Source organism: Candidatus Saccharibacteria bacterium oral taxon 488 (genome assembly GCA_005697215.1).
Taxonomy (GTDB): Bacteria; Patescibacteriota; Saccharimonadia; order Saccharimonadales; family Saccharimonadaceae; genus Nanosynbacter.
This window is the reverse complement of sequence record CP040003.1, coordinates 549,762-568,324: the sequence shown is the minus strand read 5'-3', so window position 1 is coordinate 568,324 and position 18,563 is coordinate 549,762. Positions and strand designations below refer to the sequence as shown.

Here is an 18,563-nt window from a genome sequence, read left to right as displayed (position 1 = left end):
ATACATAACAGTTTTGTGGCGTTGCCCACGAGCGAGATTATGGAAAAGAGTTTATCAATTCGCTACCACTCAAAGAAGATTTTTCTCTTGATCGGTTTGCTTGTGCTTGGAGTGACATTGATCCAGCTGGCGGATGCTGCACTGGCGCAGGGTACCGAGCGTCCATCACGGAGCGACGGCCAGCGTCTGATGAGTGTCTATGATAAGGGAGTCGAGAAAACAATTATCACTCGGGCAAAAACGGTGCGCGAGGCACTGAAGGCGGCGCGGATTGAGGTTGACGAGCGGCGAGATGTAGTGGAGCCAGCACTTGATGAAGAGCTGGTCGCTAGTTCATATAACGTTAATATTTTTCGGGCGCGGCCGGTAACGGTAGTCGATGGTCAGGCGCGTATTCGGCTAACCACGGCGGAGCAAACCCCGACGGCGATCGCCAAAGCGGCGGGGATCAAACTCTATAGCGAGGATATTGTCGATATTCATGCTGCCGAAAACGTGGTTGCCAACGGCACGAATGCAGTCTTGACTATCAAGCGGGCCACGCCGCTACAGCTCAATCTCTACGGGTCACTGGCTGAAGTACGCACCCACGCGAAAACCGTCGGCGCGCTACTCAAGGAAAAGCGTGTCCAGCTGGCCAGTAACGATACCGTATCAATGCCGCTCGAGGCGCCAATTACCAGTGGTATGCGGCTGGATGTTTGGCGCAACGGTAAGCAGACGATTACAACTGATGAAGATGTCGCTTTTCCGGTTGAGACAGTACGGGATGCCAATCGCGAGACGGGCCACAAGGAGGTGAAAGAGGCGGGCGAAAAGGGCCGGCGGATGGTGACTTATGAGATTGAGGTGCAAAATGGCAAGGAAGTGAGCCGTCGGGAGCTTGCTAGCCAAGTAACAAAACAGCCTAAAAAACAAATTGAAATTATCGGCACAAAGAATGCCGCTATGCCATATACTGGTGGTGGCAATAAAGATCAGTGGCTATCTGCGTCAAATATCCCGCGTGACCAATGGGGTTATGCCGAGTGGCTGGTGCAGAAAGAAAGTGGCTGGAATCCAAATGCTCGCAACCAGAGCGGTGCCTGCGGTCTCGCACAAGCGTTGCCATGTAGTAAAGTACCAGGAAATCCGCTCAACCCAGTCGATTCGCTAAATTGGATGCATGGTTACGTGATGGGGCGATATGGTTCATGGGAGAAAGCGGTAGCGCATAGCAAGGCCAGAGGGTGGTACTAGTAATTATTAGATAAATATGGTATAATACGTCCGTTAATTAGGTATTAGAGCAGAATGATGAACTGGTGGAAATGGCACATAGAGAAAGGCTGGCGGCCGGTTGTTTTGCTGGGCTGCTTCATGACTTTCGTGGCTGGTGCGGTTGGCTTACTGCTATCTCAGCCTGTCCAAGCACAAGATAATCATGCCCAGTCGTCAGCGGAGCGGCTGGTGACGATTCGCGACCGTGGCCGCGAGCAGACGATCATGACCCGAGCACGCACCGTACGCCAGGCGTTACAGTTGGCGCGGGTAACAGTTGATGAGCGGCGTGACGTTGTTAAGCCAGACATTGATATGGAGCTGACAGGAACAACATTTACGGTGACAATTTTTCGGGCTCGGCCGGTAACGGTCATTGATGGTTCGCGGCGTTCACATATTACCACAGCGGAGCAGACGCCGCAGCGAATTGCCAAAGCGGCGGGTATCACGCTATATGTCGAGGATAGGGTTGAATTTATGACGAGCGATAATATGTTGCTGGATGGGACAAACGTGCTGATGAACATTACTCGTGCACCGCTGCGAACCGTGACCGAGGAGGTTGACATTGACTTTCCTGTGGAGCAGCTTAAGGATGCGAATCAACCGATTGGTTTTAAGGAGATTAAGCAGCTGGGCGAAAAGGGTATTCGTACCGTGACTTACCAGGCCCAGGCCGAGCGCGGTGTTGAGATTAGCCGTAAGGAAATAAGTAGCCGTATCAGCAAACAACCTAAAAAGCAAATCGAAGTGATCGGCACCAAGCCAAAAAATCCACTGACGAAGTCGAAGGGTGCGCATATCTTTACTGATTCACGCGGCGTGGCGCACCGCGAAACTTACTATGACCTACCAATGAATATCGTCATCAATGCCTGCGGCGGCGGTGGCTACACGGTGCGGGCGGACGGCGCCAAGGTGGATAAGGACGGCTATATTTTGGTGGCGGCAAATTATGGTAATTATCCGCGCTGCTCAGTAGTAGAAACCAGCATGGGGCCTGGCAAGGTGTATGATACCGGCGGTTTTGCGGCTCGGCATCCGCATGGGTTTGACCTAGCGACTGACTGGACAAACGGAGACGGTCGCTAGATGGTGTCAACTCGCGGGCCGAAAAAAGAATTAGGCCAGCATTGGCTGCGTGACCCAGAAATCTTGGCAGAGATTGCCGAGGCGGCGGAACTTGGTGAAGATGATGTAGTTTTGGAAATTGGGCCAGGACTTGGTACCTTGACCAGTCGGTTATTGGCGCGAGCCGGGCGGGTGGTGGCGGTGGAGTTTGACGCGGATTTGGCGCGGAAATTACCAGGGCAATTTCCTGGCAAAAACCTGCAAGTGATTAATGAAGATATTTTACAATTTGATTTGAATCAGTTGCCGGCTGGTTACAAGGTAGTCGCCAATGTACCGTACTACATTACCAGCAAAATTGTCGAGAAGTTGATGACGGCGGAAAATAAACCGAGCTTGGCGGTGCTGTTGGTGCAGAAAGAAGTGGCTGAGCGCATCGCAGCGGAGCCTGGCGAAATGAGCGTTTTAGCGGTTAGCGCGCAGCTATTTGCCGAGGCAGAACTAGACATCGAAGTGCCGCGGCAGTTCTTCACACCGCCGCCAAAAGTTGATTCGCAGGTGGTGGTATTGAGGACTCGCACCGAACCACTGGTCGATTCTGAAGACCAAAAAGACTTTTTCCGTGTTGTCAAAGCTGGCTTTTCAGCCAAGCGTAAAAAACTGCGCTCTAGCTTGAGCGGCGGGCTGGGTATTAGTAAAGCTAACGCCGAACAGCTACTACTAAACGATGCTGGTATTTCACCCGATGCTCGTGCTGAAGATTTGGCGATTGACGATTGGCAGCGGCTGCTCAAAGAATGGCGGGCGCGATGATTGCGGCAGATCAGCCAACATGTTTTGACGATAGTCTGCTTGTGGCAATGTCGTCACGATCGGATGGGACCATGCTCGATCGTTCGGCTAGCAGGCACGCCCCACAAGTAGTTGCTAATCGGCGAAAGTTTTGCCAGCAACTAGCCGTGCCATATGAAGATGTGGTGTTCATGGGCGTGCTTTACCTGGCGGGTCGGCGCTATGATTGTATCGTTGAAGTAGATGCGGCAGCTACAGCGCGGCATACCCCGGATGTAGTAGCGGATGCACTAGTCACGCGCACACCGGGCGTGGCGCTAATGCTGACCGAAGCTGACTGTGTCGCTGTAGTGATGTATGATGTGATCAAGGGACTATTGGCGTTACTTCATTTGGGGCGGCATTCGACGGTGGCAAATTTGATGCAGCGGATGGTCGAAAAATTTATCCACGAAGGATCAAAACCCGAAGATATTATCGTGTGGATGAGTCCGAGTGCACAACAATCAACCTATGTAATGAAATACTTTGATCAGGCAACTGATCCGGTGTGGCAGCCATTTTATGAAAAACACCACGACGGCTACTATTTAGATATGCAGGGGTACAACGCTTCTATTTGCCAAAGAGCAGGCATATCGCCGAGCAATATTCATATCTCACCAATTAACACTATGACCGATCCGCATTATTTTTCGCATGCTCAGGGTGATACAACGGGCCGGACTGCAGTGGTAACAATGATGCGTGGGTGAGCCTTCGGCGAACGCATATCGGTGAAAATTGTTCCAGATAATGATACAATGAGTATCATGACTAAACAACACGCCTACATCACTACTGCTATTCCTTATGTCAACGGTTTGCCGCACATTGGGCACGCCATGGACTACATGCTGGCGGATGTGTGGACGCGGTATCAGCGGCAAAACGGCCGCGAGGTGCGTTTCCAGACGGGCGTGGATGAACACGGCAATAAAATTGCTGCCAAGGCTGCCAGCCAAAATCAGACACCGCAAGCCTATGTCGACCAAATGCATGGCAATTTCCAGAACATGATTGCCGAGTTGAATATTTCAGCGACGGATTTTATCCGCACAACTGATCCGCATCACGTTAGCGCGGTGCAGTATATTTGGCAGAAGCTGGCTGCGGCTGGCTATATCTACAAAGGCACTTATGAGGGCTGGTATTGCCAAGGTTGCGAGGCGTTCGTCACTGACAAAGAAGCGGCTGAAAATAATGGCATTTGTCCTGATCATCAAGCGCCGTACCAGCGGCTGAGCGAAGAAAATTATTATTTTAAGACCAGTGCTTTTTCGGACAACATTCGCCAGGCAATTGAATCAAACAAGATGAAAATTGTGCCTGAATTTCGTAAAAAAGAGTTTTTGGAATTGATGAAGGACGGACTGAAAGATGTGTCGGTTTCGCGTCCGCGCAAGAACCTTAGTTGGGGTGTGCCGGTGCCAGGTGATGACACGCAGGTGATGTACGTTTGGCTGGATGCGCTGAGTAATTACATCACGGTCATCGGCTATCCTGATCGAGCTGATGAATGGCAGGCATTTTGGCCGGCGGATGTACAGGTGATCGGTAAGGATATCCTTCGTTTTCACGCCGGGATTTGGCCGGCGATGTTAATGGCGCTGGACTTGCCACTGCCAAAGGTGCTATTAGTTCATGGCTTTATCAACGTTGGCGGCACCAAAATGAGCAAGAGTCTCGGTAATGGTGTTGGTCCGGTTGATATCATCCCGCACTATGGTGTTGAGGCTTTCCGCTATTATTTCCTGCGCCACGTGCCAACTCAGGACGATGGCGACTTTACTTGGGAGAAGTTTGAAGCGGCTTATAACGGTGAGCTGGGTAATGATCTGGGTAATCTGGTGCAGCGGGTGGCAAAGATGGTGCAGAGTTATCAAGCCGGCGTTATTGGCGATGCGCCGCAGTCTAAGCACGATATGGGGCCGTACCGTGCCGATATGGAGTCTTTGAATTTCAATCTAGCGATTGATGAAATTTGGCAGATTATCCGTTCATTGAATCAGTATATTGAGCGCGTGCAACCATGGCAAGTTGCTAAAAAACGCGATAAAGACCCAGAGGCGGAAGCGCATTTGGGCGAGATTTTGGCGCATGCCTGCGGCACATTGCTGCAAGTGTCTGACATGCTACGACCATTCATGCCGCAAACTGCCGAGAAAATTCACGACATGTTTGCCAGTGGCGTCGTGCCGTCAGAGCTGACTCCATTATTCCCGCGCAAATATCTACATACGCCCGATCCGCGCGCGCCAAAAGCAGAAGCCCAGGGCAAATAATAATGAGTCTGACGGCGGAGAATAGTATGGCGGCAGACTTACGCTTGATTGATTCGCACTGTCATCTGCATGATACCGAGTTTTTCGCGGACAATCGCGAGGAATTATACCAGCAGTCAATTGCAGCGGGTATCGGCATGATTTGCGTTGGCACTGACGAGCGCAGCAGCCAGCAAGCCGTGGAGTTTGCTGCAAACCGCGACTTTGCTTGGGCGGCAGTTGGCGTTCATCCGCATGACAGCAAATGTGGCTGGAATGAGGTGGAGCAACTGCTTAAAAGTAGAGAGGATAATTCGCCGATTGTGGCGATTGGCGAGATCGGTCTTGATTATTATTACAATCATAGCCAGCGAGATGTGCAGATCCAGGCGCTGGAGGCGCAGCTGCAGCTGGCGGCGGACTATGATTTGCCGGTTAGTTTTCATGTGCGTGATGGCGCGCCTGACCAGCCGTCGGTGTGGGATGATTTTTGGCCGATTTTTGATAATTTTCATGGCCTGCGCGGTGTGCTGCATAGTTTTACTGACACGCGCCTCAATTTAGAGAAGGGATTTGCCCGCGGGTTGTATGTTGGTTTGAATGGCATTAGTACTTTTACCAAAGACCAAGCGCAGCAGGAATTGTTCGCCTCGATTCCGTTGGAGCGATTATTGCTAGAAACTGACGCGCCATTCTTGACACCAAAGCCATTTCGTGGTAAGCTGAATAAGCCAGAATATGTGGAGTTGGTGGCAAAGTATTGGGCGGCGGAGCGCAAGCTAGTGCTTCATGACCTCGAAAAAGTAGCGACCGATAACACGGTAAAACTTTTTGGCTTGTAAACGTGGAGAGATAATGAATCAGCAGCCAAGACCAATCACAGAAATGATGTCGATTCAAAAGGCGCGGGCCGAAGCGCTGGATTTGGCGACACAAGCACACCCAGAGCGATCACAGCGAGTGGCGCCGCGTCTGTCCGAAGCGGCAGTGCGTGGTAGTGCCGAGGTGGTTGACAGTAGTACCGAGCCGGTAAAGATATCGCTAGAGGAGCGACGAAGACTGGAGAGTTGGGTTGAGGAATGTTTGCAGGCTGTTGAAGCAGTTGGTAGGCGCATTGCGGCGTATCGAATAGGTCATAATACACCTGCAGCAGGAGCACTCGGCGCATCCGACACCATGCCAAAGGATCATAGAAATAATTATAGACGAGCAGCCTAAAAGGAGGTGATTTATGCCAACGATTCTCAAAAAAGCTCTTGGTCTCATCTTGGCGGATAACACACGCCTTTCGCGCTCGTCTCAATCAGCGAAGTCTGCTCACGCCGCCTCGACGCCAAAAGTCCCGAGGTCAACGCGTTCGCTACTGCGACTCACCCGCAAAGATCGGCCACTGAAGAAATTAACTGAGCGCGAACTGATTCAACTGGAGAGTGAAATTGGTGCAACGATTTTTGGTGACAAGCCTGACCACGTTGTACGGCGGACATTCTTTAACCTCGATAAAACGACGTGGATTTGGCACGAAGAAGTGATGAGTAAGGACGGCAAGCGCCACGAACTGACGACGCGCTACGAGGTGCAGCCGAAGGGCATCTTGAAAATTCAGCCTAATTATCAGTATAACTACCTCGAAGGGCAGGAATTACAAAACTTTGTGCTGGCAGTCAATGAATATCATGAACGAGTGGCGCGCCAACTATATAATCGTGATCCGAAAACTGGACAGTTGGTGTAGTCGCCGTCTGGGCTGCTTGGTATAATAGTATGTGTGGAATCCTCTATGATATATCTTGATCACGCTGCTGCCACGCCGATGGATCCGTTGGTGATTGAAGCAATGCGGCCGTATTTTTCCGAGAAGTTTTTCAATCCGTCCAGTCCGTATGCACCGGCGGTCACCATCAAGCGCGACTACCGCGAAGCCAAGTCGCGCATCGCGCGAGTGCTGGGCGTAGGTGCGGATGAATTAGTGATGACGGCTGGCGCCACGGAGTCAATCAATTTGGCGTTTACTGCGGCGGGTGGCGTGAGTTTAGTCTCGGCGATTGAACATAGCTCGGTTATCAATTCTGCAAAATCGCGTTCGGACGTTCGGCTCATTCCGCCGATGAAAAACGGACGCATTGATCCGCAGGCCATTAAAAAACTGCTGACGCCAGATATTAGTTTTATGAGTATCGCGCTGGCGAATCATGAACTCGGATATATTCAGCCCGTTGAAGAAATTGCCGAAGTTGTTAGGGCCGAGCGACTCAGACGCCAAGAAAATGGTGAATCAACGCCGCTTATATTTCATACCGACGCCTCGCAGACCGCGACACTGATGGATGTGAAAGTTAAACGGCTGGGCGTTGATTTGTTGACACTATCGGCAGCAAAAGTTTATGGGCCGAAACAGGTTGGTTTGCTATGGATACGGCCGGGCGTCAAGCTACGGCCAAATATCGTTGGCGGCGGCCAGGAGGCGGGGCTGCGCAGCGGCACGGAAAATGTGGCTGGCGTGGTCGGCTTTGCGACGGCGCTGGAGTTAGCTGCCAAGCGTCGCAGCGGTGAAGTAAAACGTCTGCGAGGCCTGCGTGATATGTTGGTAAAAAAACTATTAGCGGCTTTCCCCGACATGATTATTTCTTCTGATCAGAAAAAATCGCTGGTTAATTTCCTCAATATTTCATTCTCTGGTGTTGATGCTGAGCGATTAGTGTTTTTATTGGAAGCGCGTGGCGTGCTGGTGGCGACGGGTAGTGCTTGTGCGGCTAATTCGGGTACGCGATCACATGTTTTGGCGGCGATCGGGTTGAGTGATGCGGCGATTGATGGTAGTCTGCGGCTGACGTTGGGGCGGTTGAACGATGAGGCGCAAGTTATGCGGGCGGCGGACGAGATTATTACTGCAGTGCGTACGGAACAGGAGCGAAAGCGATGATCCATCGATTGATCGGTTTGGTAATCATTGCGATTGCGGTCATCGTCGGCTTGAGCCATTATCTATCGCCGGATGACTTGAAAGATTGTCCGCAACCTGGCTCGGGGCAATGTCAAAAGGCGGGTGCGATCATCGTTATCAGCGGCGGTGACACCGAAGCGCGCACGGCCGAGGCAGTCAAATTATATCAAGCCGGCTGGGCACCGACGATCATTTTGTCTGGTGCTGCGGCTGATAAAACCGGCCCGTCTAATGCTGCTGCCATGAGAAAACAGGCCGAAGCAGCGGGTGTCCCGGTGGCGAACTTGGTGATGGATGAACGTTCAGAAACCACCAAGCAGAATGCCCAGGAAGTGGCGAGCATCATAGCGCAGCGCGGCATCAAGCGCGTCATTCTGGTCACCAGTGGCTATCACATGCGGCGGGCGCTGGCTGAGTTTTCAGCGCAACTGCCGAATGTTGAGCTGCGGGCACGCCCGACGACGCGCGACAGGCATTGGAGTACATGGTGGTGGCTGACACCGTGGGGTTGGTGGCTGGCGGTCGGCGAATTGCTGCGGATCGGTTTGTTTGCGCTGGGAGTGTCGCGCTGATGGCTCGGGTATTTGTCGGTATGTCGGGCGGCGTTGATTCATCGGTGGCGGCAGCGCTACTAGTCGAGCAAGGCCACGAGGTGACCGGCGTGTATATGAAAAATTGGTCGGAAGATCTACCGGGTATGCACTGTCCGTGGGCAGAAGACGTGGCTGACGCCAAGCGTGTGGCGGTGGGGCTGGGAATTGATTTTCAGGTGTTCGATTTTCAGAAAGAGTATAAGCAAAATGTCGTTGACTATATGATCCGCGAATACCAGGCGGGTCGGACGCCAAATCCTGATGTGATGTGTAATCAAGAGGTGAAGTTTAAGTTATTTTTAGAGGCGGCGTTGGCGGCGGGCGCGGAGTATATTGCGACAGGGCATTATGCGCGCACTTTTCTTCCCGCGGGTCCTGTCGCTCGGTCCGCCCCTGAAAATTTTTCAGATGAGCTGAAAATATTTTCGGGCGCTACCCCGCCTCGCGCCACCCGCAGAGCGGATTCTTGCTTGAGCGAGGGTCGGTTACTCCGTGCTCACGATGACAACAAAGACCAAACTTATTTCCTGTACCGCGTGACGTCCGAGGCACTGGCAAAAACTATGTTTCCGCTCGGCGATTTTACCAAGCCTGAGGTGCGTAAGATGGCTAAAGAACGGGGTTTGTGGACTGCCGGCAAAAAGGAATCGATGGGGATTTGCTTCGTTGGGCAAGTGGGGATTCGTGAGTTTTTGTCAGAATATATCGAGACTAGCCCGGGCGATATCATTGATCAGCCAACGGGTGTGGTTGTTGGGCGGCATGACGGGGCGATATTTTACACTTTGGGTCAGCGTCATGGCCTGAATGTTGGTGGCGGCTTGCCGTATTATGTCGTCGGCAAAGATATGGCCAAGAATGAAGTTTACGTGTCCCGCTCAATTGATAATGCAAAATTGTGGCGCAAAGAGTTGACACTGGCTGACGTTCACTGGATCAATCAGCCGCCAAAAGGTGATGCCTGTCAAGTTCGGGTGCGACATCGGGCGCCGCTTATTAATGCGGAGATTACGCGTGTGAACGACGATGCTGGCGAGAAGGTGACAGTGAGGCTGTCTGAACCGCAGCGTGCTGTTGCACCGGGACAGTCGGCTGTGATATATGACGGCGAGGAATGTCTGGGCGGCGGGATAATTCAAACAGATTGACGTACATAGCGAAATAGTGTACACTCTCTAGGAGTAATACATTAATCAAAGAGTTGTAAGAAAAGGAAGAAATCACACATGCTAGCAATTCGTTTGCAACGGTTGGGTCGCAAGGGTTATCCGGTGTACCGCCTGGCAGTACAAGAGGCGCAGCGCCATCCATCAAGCGGTCGCGTGGTCGCGTATGTCGGCAGCTACAATCCACACACTAAAGCAGCAAATATTCAGGCTGAATTAGCACAGAAATATTTGGACAATGGTGCCCAGCCAACACCGCGTGTTGTTAAGTTATTGAAAGAAGCTGGCGTCGCCTTGCCAAAGTGGGTTAAAGAGCCAGCTGCTGATAGGCACAAAGCCATCCGCAATCCAGAGAAGCTTCGTAAAAACCAGCCAAAAGAAGAGCCGGTTCAGTCAGATACTGATGAGTCAGGCGCTGAATAATACGACGTGATAAACTGAGACATTTCCCGCCCGCGATGAGGGCGGGATTTTCTTGACAATGGAGGGCTTAGTCGCGTATTATTTGAGGTAATAGTACAACGAAGTAACATGAACATAATAGGGGGTTTATGAAATATTTACAACAACGCAGGCGCCTGCTGCCGACGCTAACAGCAGGGGTTATGATGCTTGGTGTTGGTGGCCTGACGCTACTTGCGATGACGCAGCCAGCGAAAGCTGATGCGATTAACAACACGGATTTTGTTATGACGATCGACACCACGAAACCGGGCGTATCAAACACCGATCAATTTACTATACCGGTGACAGGCGGGGGATATAATTATACGGTTGACTGTAACAATGACGGTATTCCTGACGCTGTGGGCGTGACCAGTAGTCACACCTGCACATACAGCGACGAGGGTCGTCACACAATTCGTATCGGCGGTACATTCCCGCAGATTTATGTGAATAATGCCGGTGATCGTTTGAAAATCATGTCAGTTGACCAGTGGGGAACGGGTGCGTGGCGCAGCATGGACTCGGCGTTTCGGGGCGCTGAGAATATGGATGTCAAGGCGACTGACGTGCCAAATCTCACGAACGTAACGAGCCTGCAAGGTATGTTCGACACAGCTCACTCGCTCAAGGGTGAGGGTGCCAACTGGCAATGGAATACATCAAATGTGACGACAACTGCTAATATGTTCCATGGCGCCGGACAGTTTAACCAAAATATCGGTTCGTGGAACATGGGAAAAGTGACGAGCGCTGGCCATATGTTTGCGTATGCAGGGGCGTTCAATAACGGCGGCAGTTCGTCAATTGCCAGCTGGAATACTGCAAAACTTGAATACGCTGATAGTATGTTCGAGTGGGCAAATTCGTTCAACCAGCCGATCGGGCTGTGGAATATGACGAAAGCACATGCTATGGTGCGGATGTTGGCTAATGCGCGGGCATTCAACCAGTCGCTGGCTGGCTGGCAACTGACCTCGCTGCAGGACGTTACGGGTAATCCGTATGCTGGTGGGGCGAATATGCTTGATAATACGGCGCTATCGGTGCAAAATTACGACGCAACACTGACTGCCTGGAATAATGCAGTACTCAAGTCACCAGTGACGCTGGGTGCGGCTGGCCTGAAATATTGTACGGCGGAGGCGGCGCATGCAGCACTGCAAAAGACAGTGGCCGACGGTGGTCACGGCTGGACGATCAATGGCGATGCCAAGCAGTGCCCGACCTACACGCTGACGTTTGATACCGGCTCAGGCTCACCGGTACCATCTCAAACGGTCGCCTACACTGCCAAGGCGGTGCGGCCGGCTGATCCGACGCGGGCTGGCTATACCTTTGCTGGGTGGTACGCTGATCCAACTTATCTGATGCAGTGGAACTTTAACGTCCATACGATGCCAAATTCTAACTTCACGCTATACGCTAAGTGGAACGCTGTGCCAACAGCGCCGGGTAATCCAGGTGCTCCTAACCAACCGGGTCAGCCGAGTCAACCAGGGCAGCCGGGCGCTTCGCAAGGCCGAGCAGGCAGTCAACTAGCCGATACCGGTACGAGTTTGCTGGTAGCCATCGGGGCTGGGGTCGCGGCCATCATCAGCGGTGCAGTGCTGCTGATGCGGAAAAAACGCTCATAAAGATCCAGAGTATCTGAGGAGACTTGTGCTATAATTGCTCCTATGAACGCTCAAGAAATTCGCCTCAAATATCTCGACTTTTACAGCAAACAGGCTCATGCAGTCATTAGGCGCGCGCCGCTGATTCTAACCGACGATCCGACCACGCTCTTCACTGGTGCGGGCATGCAGCCAATGATCCCGTACCTGCTGGGTGAGCCACACCCTGAGGGTAAGCGAATCGCTGATTCACAGACGTGCTTGCGGGCCCAAGACATTGATGATATCGGTGATAACCGCCACACGACGTTTTTTGAAATGCTCGGTAACTGGAGTTTGGGCGATTATTTCAAGAAAGAGCAGATCGACTGGATATGGACGTTTTTGACCGAAGAGATTGGGCTCGATCCGCAGCGGCTATACGTGACATGTTTCATCGGTGCGCCAGAATATAATATCGCCAAGGATACTGAAGCGGCCGGGTTATGGCAGCAGAAGTTTGCCGAAAAAGGCATTGAGGCGGGACTGGCCGACATTGGTAGTGAGGAGCAAGGTGCAGCGCGTGGCATTCGCCTAGGCGAGCGGATTTTCTTTTATGATGGCAGTAAAAACTGGTGGAGCCGTAACGGTGGGCCGGAAACCACGCCGATTGGTGATCCGTGTGGGCCGGATAGCGAGATGTTTTATGAATTTGACTTCATTGAGCACGATCCGAAGTTTGGTGAGCATTGTCATCCGAATTGTGATTGCGGTCGCTTTATGGAGATTGGTAATAATGTCTTTATGGCCTATAAAAAGGTGGCGGACGGTGTGTTTAAGCCACTAGAAAAGCCAAATATTGATCATGGTTCGGGCCTGGAACGAATTGCGGCGGCCGCTAATAACGACCCTGATGTCTTCAAGATTAGCTTGCTGTGGCCAATCGTCGAGAAATTGCAGGATTTGAGCGGCAAAAAGTACGCGTCACATACCGAAAGTATGCGGGTAATCGCTGATCATCTGAGGGCCGCTACCTTTATGGCGGTCGATGGCTGCGTGCCGAGCAATAAGGAACAGGGCTACGTGATGCGCCGCCTGTTGCGCCGGGCGATTCGCTATAGTTTTGACCTGGGGATCGAGCAGAATTTCCTGGAGGAAGTCGTACCAGTAATCGCTGATTTATATGAAGCGGATTTCCCAGAAGTTAAGGAAAACCGCGAGAGTATTGTCGCTGTGCTGGTCAAAGAGGAAAAAGCTTTCCGCCAGACACTACGCAAAGGTCTCGGGCAAATGCAGCATTATATCGACGACGGCTTGACTGGCGAAGAGTTGTTTATGCTGTATGATACGTTTGGTTTTCCGGTAGAGCTGAGTACCGAGGAGGCGTATAAACAAGGCATCAAGCTTTCTGATAATTGGCGCGCCGAATTTGATGCGCGAATGGCCGAGCAGCGCCAACGCTCCAAGACGGCGCGCAAAGGACAATTTAGCGGCGGCCTAGAGGGTCACGATCCGATTCATCTGAAATATCATACGGCGACGCACTTGTTGGGAGCGGCGCTGCGCAAAGTTCTGAAGGCGCCGGATTTGCAGCAGCATGGCAGCAATATCACTGCCCAGCGCCTGCGTTTTGATTTTAATCACGATAAATTGACGCCAGAGGAAAAACAGGCGGTGGAAGATCAGGTCAATGCGTGGATTGACGCTGATTTACCAGTCAGCTTTGCCGTTTATCCGACTGACGAGGCGCTAAAAATGGGTGCAATCGGCGCCTTTGGCGAGCGCTACGGCGATAAAGTAAAAGTCTATTCCATCGGTGAAGGCGACAATATTGTTAGTTTCGAAGTTTGCGGCGGCCCGCACGTCCAGCACACCGGCGTCTTGGCCGAGGGTGGCAAACGCTTTACAATTACCAAAGAAGAGGCCAGCGCTGCTGGGATTCGCCGGATCAAGGCTGTTCTTATCTGAGGTCGGTTAGTTATCCTCGTAAAAAACTAGCCAATCCACATACAAATGGTATATAATCATAAAGACTATGGTGTTAGATAGGCTTTTCAAGAAGACAGACAAAGATGAACACCAGTACCTCGTCGGTCTCGACATCGGTACGGAGTATATTAAGGCGCTGATTGCCGAGATCAAGGATGATGATATCGAAATCATCGGAGTCGGTCGGGCGCAGCAGAATCTGGGCGACATGCATCAAGGCGCGATCGCTGATATCGCCGGTGTGGTGACCAATTGCGAGGCAGCGCTGACCGAGGCCGAGGATAAGGCCGGCGTTCAGGCCAAGCGGGTGATCATCGGTATCGCCGGTGAGCTGGTCAAGGGTGTGACCAACACCATTCGCTATCGCCGACCACAACCTGATAAGCCGCTGGACGTTGCCGAGATGGAATTCATCATCGAGAAGGTACAGGAACGGGCGCAGGGCAAGGCGCAGGCGCAGATTGCGCTGGAAACTGGCAACGAGGACGTCGAGGTGAAGCTGGTTAATTCAGCACTGGTCAGCATTCATATTGACGGCTACAAGGTGTCGAACCCGATCGGCTTTCAGGGGCGGGACGTGGCAGTGCAGATTTATACGGCATTTGCGCCGATGGTGCATATCGGGGCGCTGGAAAAGGTGGCTGATGAGTTGGCGCTAGAGCTAATCGCCGTGGCGGCCGAGCCGTTTGCAGTCAGCCGGAGTGTGCTCGGTACAGATGCGAATTCTAATTTCACGGCGATCTTGATCGACTGCGGTGGCGGCACGACTGATATCGCGGTTGTCAATGACGGCGGCGTTGAGGGCACCAAGATGTTCGGCATCGGTGGACGGAGCTTTACGCGGATGATTGCGACGGATCTTGACCTGGGCTACAAAGAAGCGGAAAAGTTGAAGGTAAATGCTGATAAGGAATATATCAAGCCGACACTCAAGCGCAAACTTGATGGGGCGATTGATAAAACCCTTGAGGTATGGCTGTCGGGCGTTGAGCTGGCGCTCGGTGATTTTGACAGCGTCGATCATTTACCGAACCGGATCTTGCTGTGTGGCGGTGGCGCGAGCTTGCAGCAGCTCGTTGATGCACTGGCCAATCAGCCGTGGTACAAGGAACTGCCGTTTACGAAAAAGCCAACCATTCAGCATATCAAGCCCTCTGATGTCATCGGTATTACTGATACAACTGGTGATATTACGGACCACACTTTTATCACAGTGATGGGCCTGCTGCGGGTTGGGTATGATACAATGGTAAGTAATCAAGACGCTCATGGCTTGATGGATAAAGTTAACCGATTACTTAAAATATAGATGAATAAAGATGTTATTTACATTGACGTCGAAGATGATATCACTGCCATTGTTGGCAAGATAAAGGCGTCGAAGGAACGGATTATCGCGTTGGTGCCGCCCAAGCGGGTTGGCGTGTTGCGTAGTGCTGTTAATATGCGGCTTATCGCTCGGACGGCCGCGTCGGTTGATAAGCGGGTGGTGTTGATCACCGGTGATACGATTCTGTCTGGCCTAGCGGCGGCGGCCAAGATTCCAGTGGCCAAGACGCTCCAGAGCAAGCCAGAAATGGCTGAGATACCGGTACTAAAGGTGGATGATGAAAATGACGTCATTGATGGGCGTGAGTTACCAATTGGTGAATTAGAAAAGAGTGCGCAATCCATCAATGAGACAGATAAAGCAATTGATTCGGCCATCGCTGACTCGTCCACTCAGCAAGATAGTGAGACCTCAAAGCCAGCGGACAAAGCTGATAAGAATAAAATAGCGCCAAAAGTTCCGAACTTTAATCTATTTCGTAAAAAATTCCTACTGATCGGCGGCGCCGCGCTGCTACTCATTGGGTTTTTGGTATGGGCGATTTGGTTCGCACCGCACGCACGAGTGATTATCACGGCCAAGACGACAACGGTGACGGTAAATAAAAAAGTGACACTCAGGACTGACGGGACGACTGATCCGGCTGCTGACGTGATCAAGGCGCGCCGGCAGGAGCAAAAAGCAGAATTATCCGTTGAGTTCTCGGCAACTGGCAAGAAGAAAGTTGGTGAGCGGGCCAAGGGCAAGCTACGTGTTGCGACTGATTCTATTAGCCTGCTGGATAAGACCATTCCGGCAGGGACGTCGATTCGTACGAGCGGTGGGATGACCTTTACGACTGATAGCGCGGTGACGTTTAGTCGCTCCAATGCCTCGGGCTCAACGGTCATGGTGACGGCTGCCAATATCGGGGCGGAATATAACGGTGAGAGTGGCTCGGTTTCAGGGATGCCATCAGGAGTTAATGCGACACTCGTTGGCGAGACTTCGGGCGGTAGTAGTCGCGAGGTGACGGTGGTTAGCAGCGACGATGTTAAGCGTGCCGGTGATTTATTGAACGAAAAGAAAGCTGACTCTCTTCGTGGCAAGGTCGAGCAATCATTCGGCGGTTCAACAGTTACTATCAAAGAAAGCTACCAAGAACAGCGTAGTGCGCCAACTCCAAGTGTTGCCGTTGATAGTGAAGCGACTGGTGCAGTGACGCTTAAAACAGTGGTGACCGCCTCGATGGTTGGTGTCGAAAAATCAGAGTTAAGCACCTACCTCAAGGCGACCGCCAACAAGGAACTAGAGGGCAAGCAGTCACAAAAGATCTATAAAGATGGTGTTGATAGCGCGCAGTTTGCGCAGTTCAGTGGCCGGGGCAGCAACTTCATTGCTCACATCACTGCCAATGCCGTCGTCGGCCCAACCATTGATGAGGAAAAGGTCAAGGAGCAGTCGCGCGGTAAAAGTTATGGCGACATCCAGTCAGCGCTCGAAGCCATCAAGGGTATCGAAAATGTTGATGTGAAATTCTCTCCGTTCTGGGTGCGCACCGTACCAAATGATACCAAACGAATAAGCATCGAATTCAAGCTCAATGAAAGCTAAAAACTTTCTAGCGCTAGATGTGGGCGAGAAACGGATCGGTCTAGCTATGGCCGATTCACAGGTGCGGATCGCGGTACCGTTTGGCTGGGTGGCTAATGACGAGCGGGTCATGGAGGAGCTGGCAGAGATTATGCTGCGGCACGATATCTCGCTGGTGGTGGTCGGCTATCCACGCAATCAGTCCGGCGAGCCAACACAACAAACAGAGTTCGTGGTCGATTTTGTCAGGCGGCTGGGTCAGCTGGACATTGATGCCGAGATCGCTTATCAGGATGAGTCGCTAACCAGCGTTCAGGCCGAACAGCGCCTAGCTGGCAAGATCAAAGATAAGGGTGACATTGACGCTGAGGCGGCGAGTATTATTTTGCAAGATTATTTGGAGGTGCACGGATGAAGAAATTGAAGATTAAAAAACGGCGGTTGTGGCTCATTATTGTATCAGCAGTTGTCGCGGTGGCGGGCGTGGTGCTGCTTGGCAGCGTCATTTGGTACAAACAAATGCTTCGTCCGGTCAACGCCGGGGCGCGGCAAAAAATCAGTGTCGAGATCGCTAGTGGCGACACGGCACAGGTTATCGCCAAGAAACTTGAAGATAAAAAAATTATTCGTAGTGCCTTTGCCATGACGATTTACCTCAAGTTAAATAACGTTACCGGCACCTTCAATAAGGGCGTGTACAGCTTTACACAAGATCAAGATGTGGCGGCGGTGCTTAAGCATTTACTCGGTGGCAAACCGGATCGGCGTTCGGTACTATTTTATCCAGGGGCAACACTGCGCGATAAGACCTCGACGCCTGCCGCCCAAAAGACCGATGTTGCCAGCGCTCTCAAGCGGGCTGGCTACAATGATGAGCAGATCACGGCCGCCTTTGCTGCTACCTATACCGGTACGGTACTAAAAAGTAAGCCAGCGACCGCCGATCTCGAGGGGTATATCTATGGTGATACGTATTTTTTGCCGTCAGACGCGACCGCCCAGCAAGCCTTGCAGCGGGCCATCAGCGAGCTAGACCGGGTGGTGGCTGAGAATAATCTCGAAAAGAAATTTGCAGCTCGAGGGCTGTCGCTGTATCAGGGGCTGACGCTGGCCTCAATTATTCAGCGTGAGTCAATCGGTTGTCCGGGTAAAACGACCTGTGAGGACATGCGGCGGATTGCCAGTGTGTTTTATAACCGTCTCAAAAAGGATATGCCGCTCGGGTCAGACGTGACGTATCATTATGCCGCCGACAAGGCTGGCGTCGCTCGCTCGCACACGCTTAATTCACCGTACAACACGCGCATTCACAAGGGGCTGCCGCCTGGGCCAATTGCTTCGCCTGGTCTCGCGGCGCTGAATGCTGTGGCCGATCCAGCCCAGGAGGATTACCTTTATTTCTTGAGCGGCGATGACAACGTAACTTATTTTGCGAAGACCGAGGCTGAGCACAAGGCGAACATTACCGCCCACTGCGCCAAAAAGTGCCAATTGCCATAGT

18 protein-coding genes are annotated in these 18,563 nt (G+C 52.0%); all 18 read left to right on the top strand.

Annotated features, from left to right (window positions below):
* Positions 1–15: 15 nt before the first annotated feature.
* Positions 16–1,239 (top strand): DUF348 domain-containing protein, encoded by a 1,224-nt coding sequence (locus FBF24_03000; GenBank protein QCT40843.1) that lies wholly within the window; start codon positions 16–18, stop codon positions 1,237–1,239.
* 54 nt (positions 1,240–1,293) lie between these two features.
* Positions 1,294–2,355: a hypothetical protein gene (locus tag FBF24_02995; protein QCT40842.1), complete on the top strand. Its 1,062-nt coding sequence runs from the start codon at positions 1,294–1,296 to the stop codon at positions 2,353–2,355.
* Positions 2,356–3,147, top strand: coding sequence for a ribosomal RNA small subunit methyltransferase A (gene rsmA / locus FBF24_02990; protein ID QCT40841.1), 792 nt, complete (start codon positions 2,356–2,358; stop codon positions 3,145–3,147).
* A complete protein-coding gene (locus tag FBF24_02985) occupies positions 3,132–3,881 on the top strand; it encodes a polyphenol oxidase family protein (GenBank protein ID QCT40840.1) in 750 nt (249 codons plus the stop codon). Before rsmA ends, FBF24_02985 begins: the two co-directional genes overlap by 16 nt.
* A 57-nt stretch (positions 3,882–3,938) precedes the next feature.
* Entirely contained in the window at positions 3,939–5,450 is a 1,512-nt protein-coding gene (locus FBF24_02980; protein QCT40839.1) for a methionine--tRNA ligase, read from the top strand.
* A 26-nt stretch (positions 5,451–5,476) separates the two neighbouring features.
* Positions 5,477–6,271 carry a TatD family deoxyribonuclease gene (locus tag FBF24_02975; GenBank protein ID QCT40838.1) on the top strand — a complete coding sequence of 265 codons (795 nt, stop codon included), beginning with the start codon at positions 5,477–5,479 and terminating at the stop codon, positions 6,269–6,271.
* A gap of 13 nt (positions 6,272–6,284) precedes the next feature.
* A complete protein-coding gene (locus FBF24_02970) occupies positions 6,285–6,647 on the top strand; it encodes a hypothetical protein (protein QCT40837.1) in 363 nt (120 codons plus the stop codon).
* Between the two features lie 13 nt (positions 6,648–6,660).
* Positions 6,661–7,164 carry a hypothetical protein gene (locus FBF24_02965; GenBank protein QCT40836.1) on the top strand — a complete coding sequence of 168 codons (504 nt, stop codon included), beginning with the start codon at positions 6,661–6,663 and terminating at the stop codon, positions 7,162–7,164.
* A gap of 45 nt (positions 7,165–7,209) precedes the next feature.
* Positions 7,210–8,352, top strand: coding sequence for a cysteine desulfurase (locus FBF24_02960; protein QCT41172.1), 1,143 nt, complete (start codon positions 7,210–7,212; stop codon positions 8,350–8,352).
* Positions 8,349–8,945: a YdcF family protein gene (locus FBF24_02955; protein QCT40835.1), complete on the top strand. Its 597-nt coding sequence runs from the start codon at positions 8,349–8,351 to the stop codon at positions 8,943–8,945. Before FBF24_02960 ends, FBF24_02955 begins: the two co-directional genes overlap by 4 nt.
* The gene (mnmA, locus tag FBF24_02950; GenBank protein QCT40834.1) at positions 8,945–10,114 is read left to right on the top strand and encodes a tRNA 2-thiouridine(34) synthase MnmA; all 1,170 of its coding nucleotides are present in this window, start codon (positions 8,945–8,947) and stop codon (positions 10,112–10,114) included. The genes FBF24_02955 and mnmA overlap by 1 nt, the downstream gene beginning before the upstream one ends.
* Positions 10,115–10,192: 78 nt before the next feature.
* The gene (gene rpsP, locus FBF24_02945) at positions 10,193–10,555 is read left to right on the top strand and encodes a 30S ribosomal protein S16 (GenBank protein ID QCT40833.1); all 363 of its coding nucleotides are present in this window, start codon (positions 10,193–10,195) and stop codon (positions 10,553–10,555) included.
* A gap of 128 nt (positions 10,556–10,683) precedes the next feature.
* Positions 10,684–12,213, top strand: coding sequence for a BspA family leucine-rich repeat surface protein (locus FBF24_02940; GenBank protein ID QCT40832.1), 1,530 nt, complete (start codon positions 10,684–10,686; stop codon positions 12,211–12,213).
* 42 nt (positions 12,214–12,255) lie between these two features.
* The gene (locus FBF24_02935; protein ID QCT40831.1) at positions 12,256–14,139 is read left to right on the top strand and encodes an alanine--tRNA ligase; all 1,884 of its coding nucleotides are present in this window, start codon (positions 12,256–12,258) and stop codon (positions 14,137–14,139) included.
* 67 nt (positions 14,140–14,206) lie between these two features.
* Positions 14,207–15,469 carry a hypothetical protein gene (locus FBF24_02930; GenBank protein QCT40830.1) on the top strand — a complete coding sequence of 421 codons (1,263 nt, stop codon included), beginning with the start codon at positions 14,207–14,209 and terminating at the stop codon, positions 15,467–15,469.
* Entirely contained in the window at positions 15,470–17,083 is a 1,614-nt protein-coding gene (locus FBF24_02925; GenBank protein QCT40829.1) for a hypothetical protein, read from the top strand. It abuts the gene before it with no gap.
* Positions 17,073–17,477 carry a Holliday junction resolvase RuvX gene (gene ruvX, locus FBF24_02920; protein QCT40828.1) on the top strand — a complete coding sequence of 135 codons (405 nt, stop codon included), beginning with the start codon at positions 17,073–17,075 and terminating at the stop codon, positions 17,475–17,477. Before FBF24_02925 ends, ruvX begins: the two co-directional genes overlap by 11 nt.
* On the top strand, positions 17,474–18,562 hold the full coding sequence (gene mltG, locus FBF24_02915) for an endolytic transglycosylase MltG (GenBank protein QCT40827.1): 1,089 nt from the start codon (positions 17,474–17,476) through the stop codon (positions 18,560–18,562). The genes ruvX and mltG overlap by 4 nt, the downstream gene beginning before the upstream one ends.
* Position 18,563: the final 1 nt, after the last annotated feature.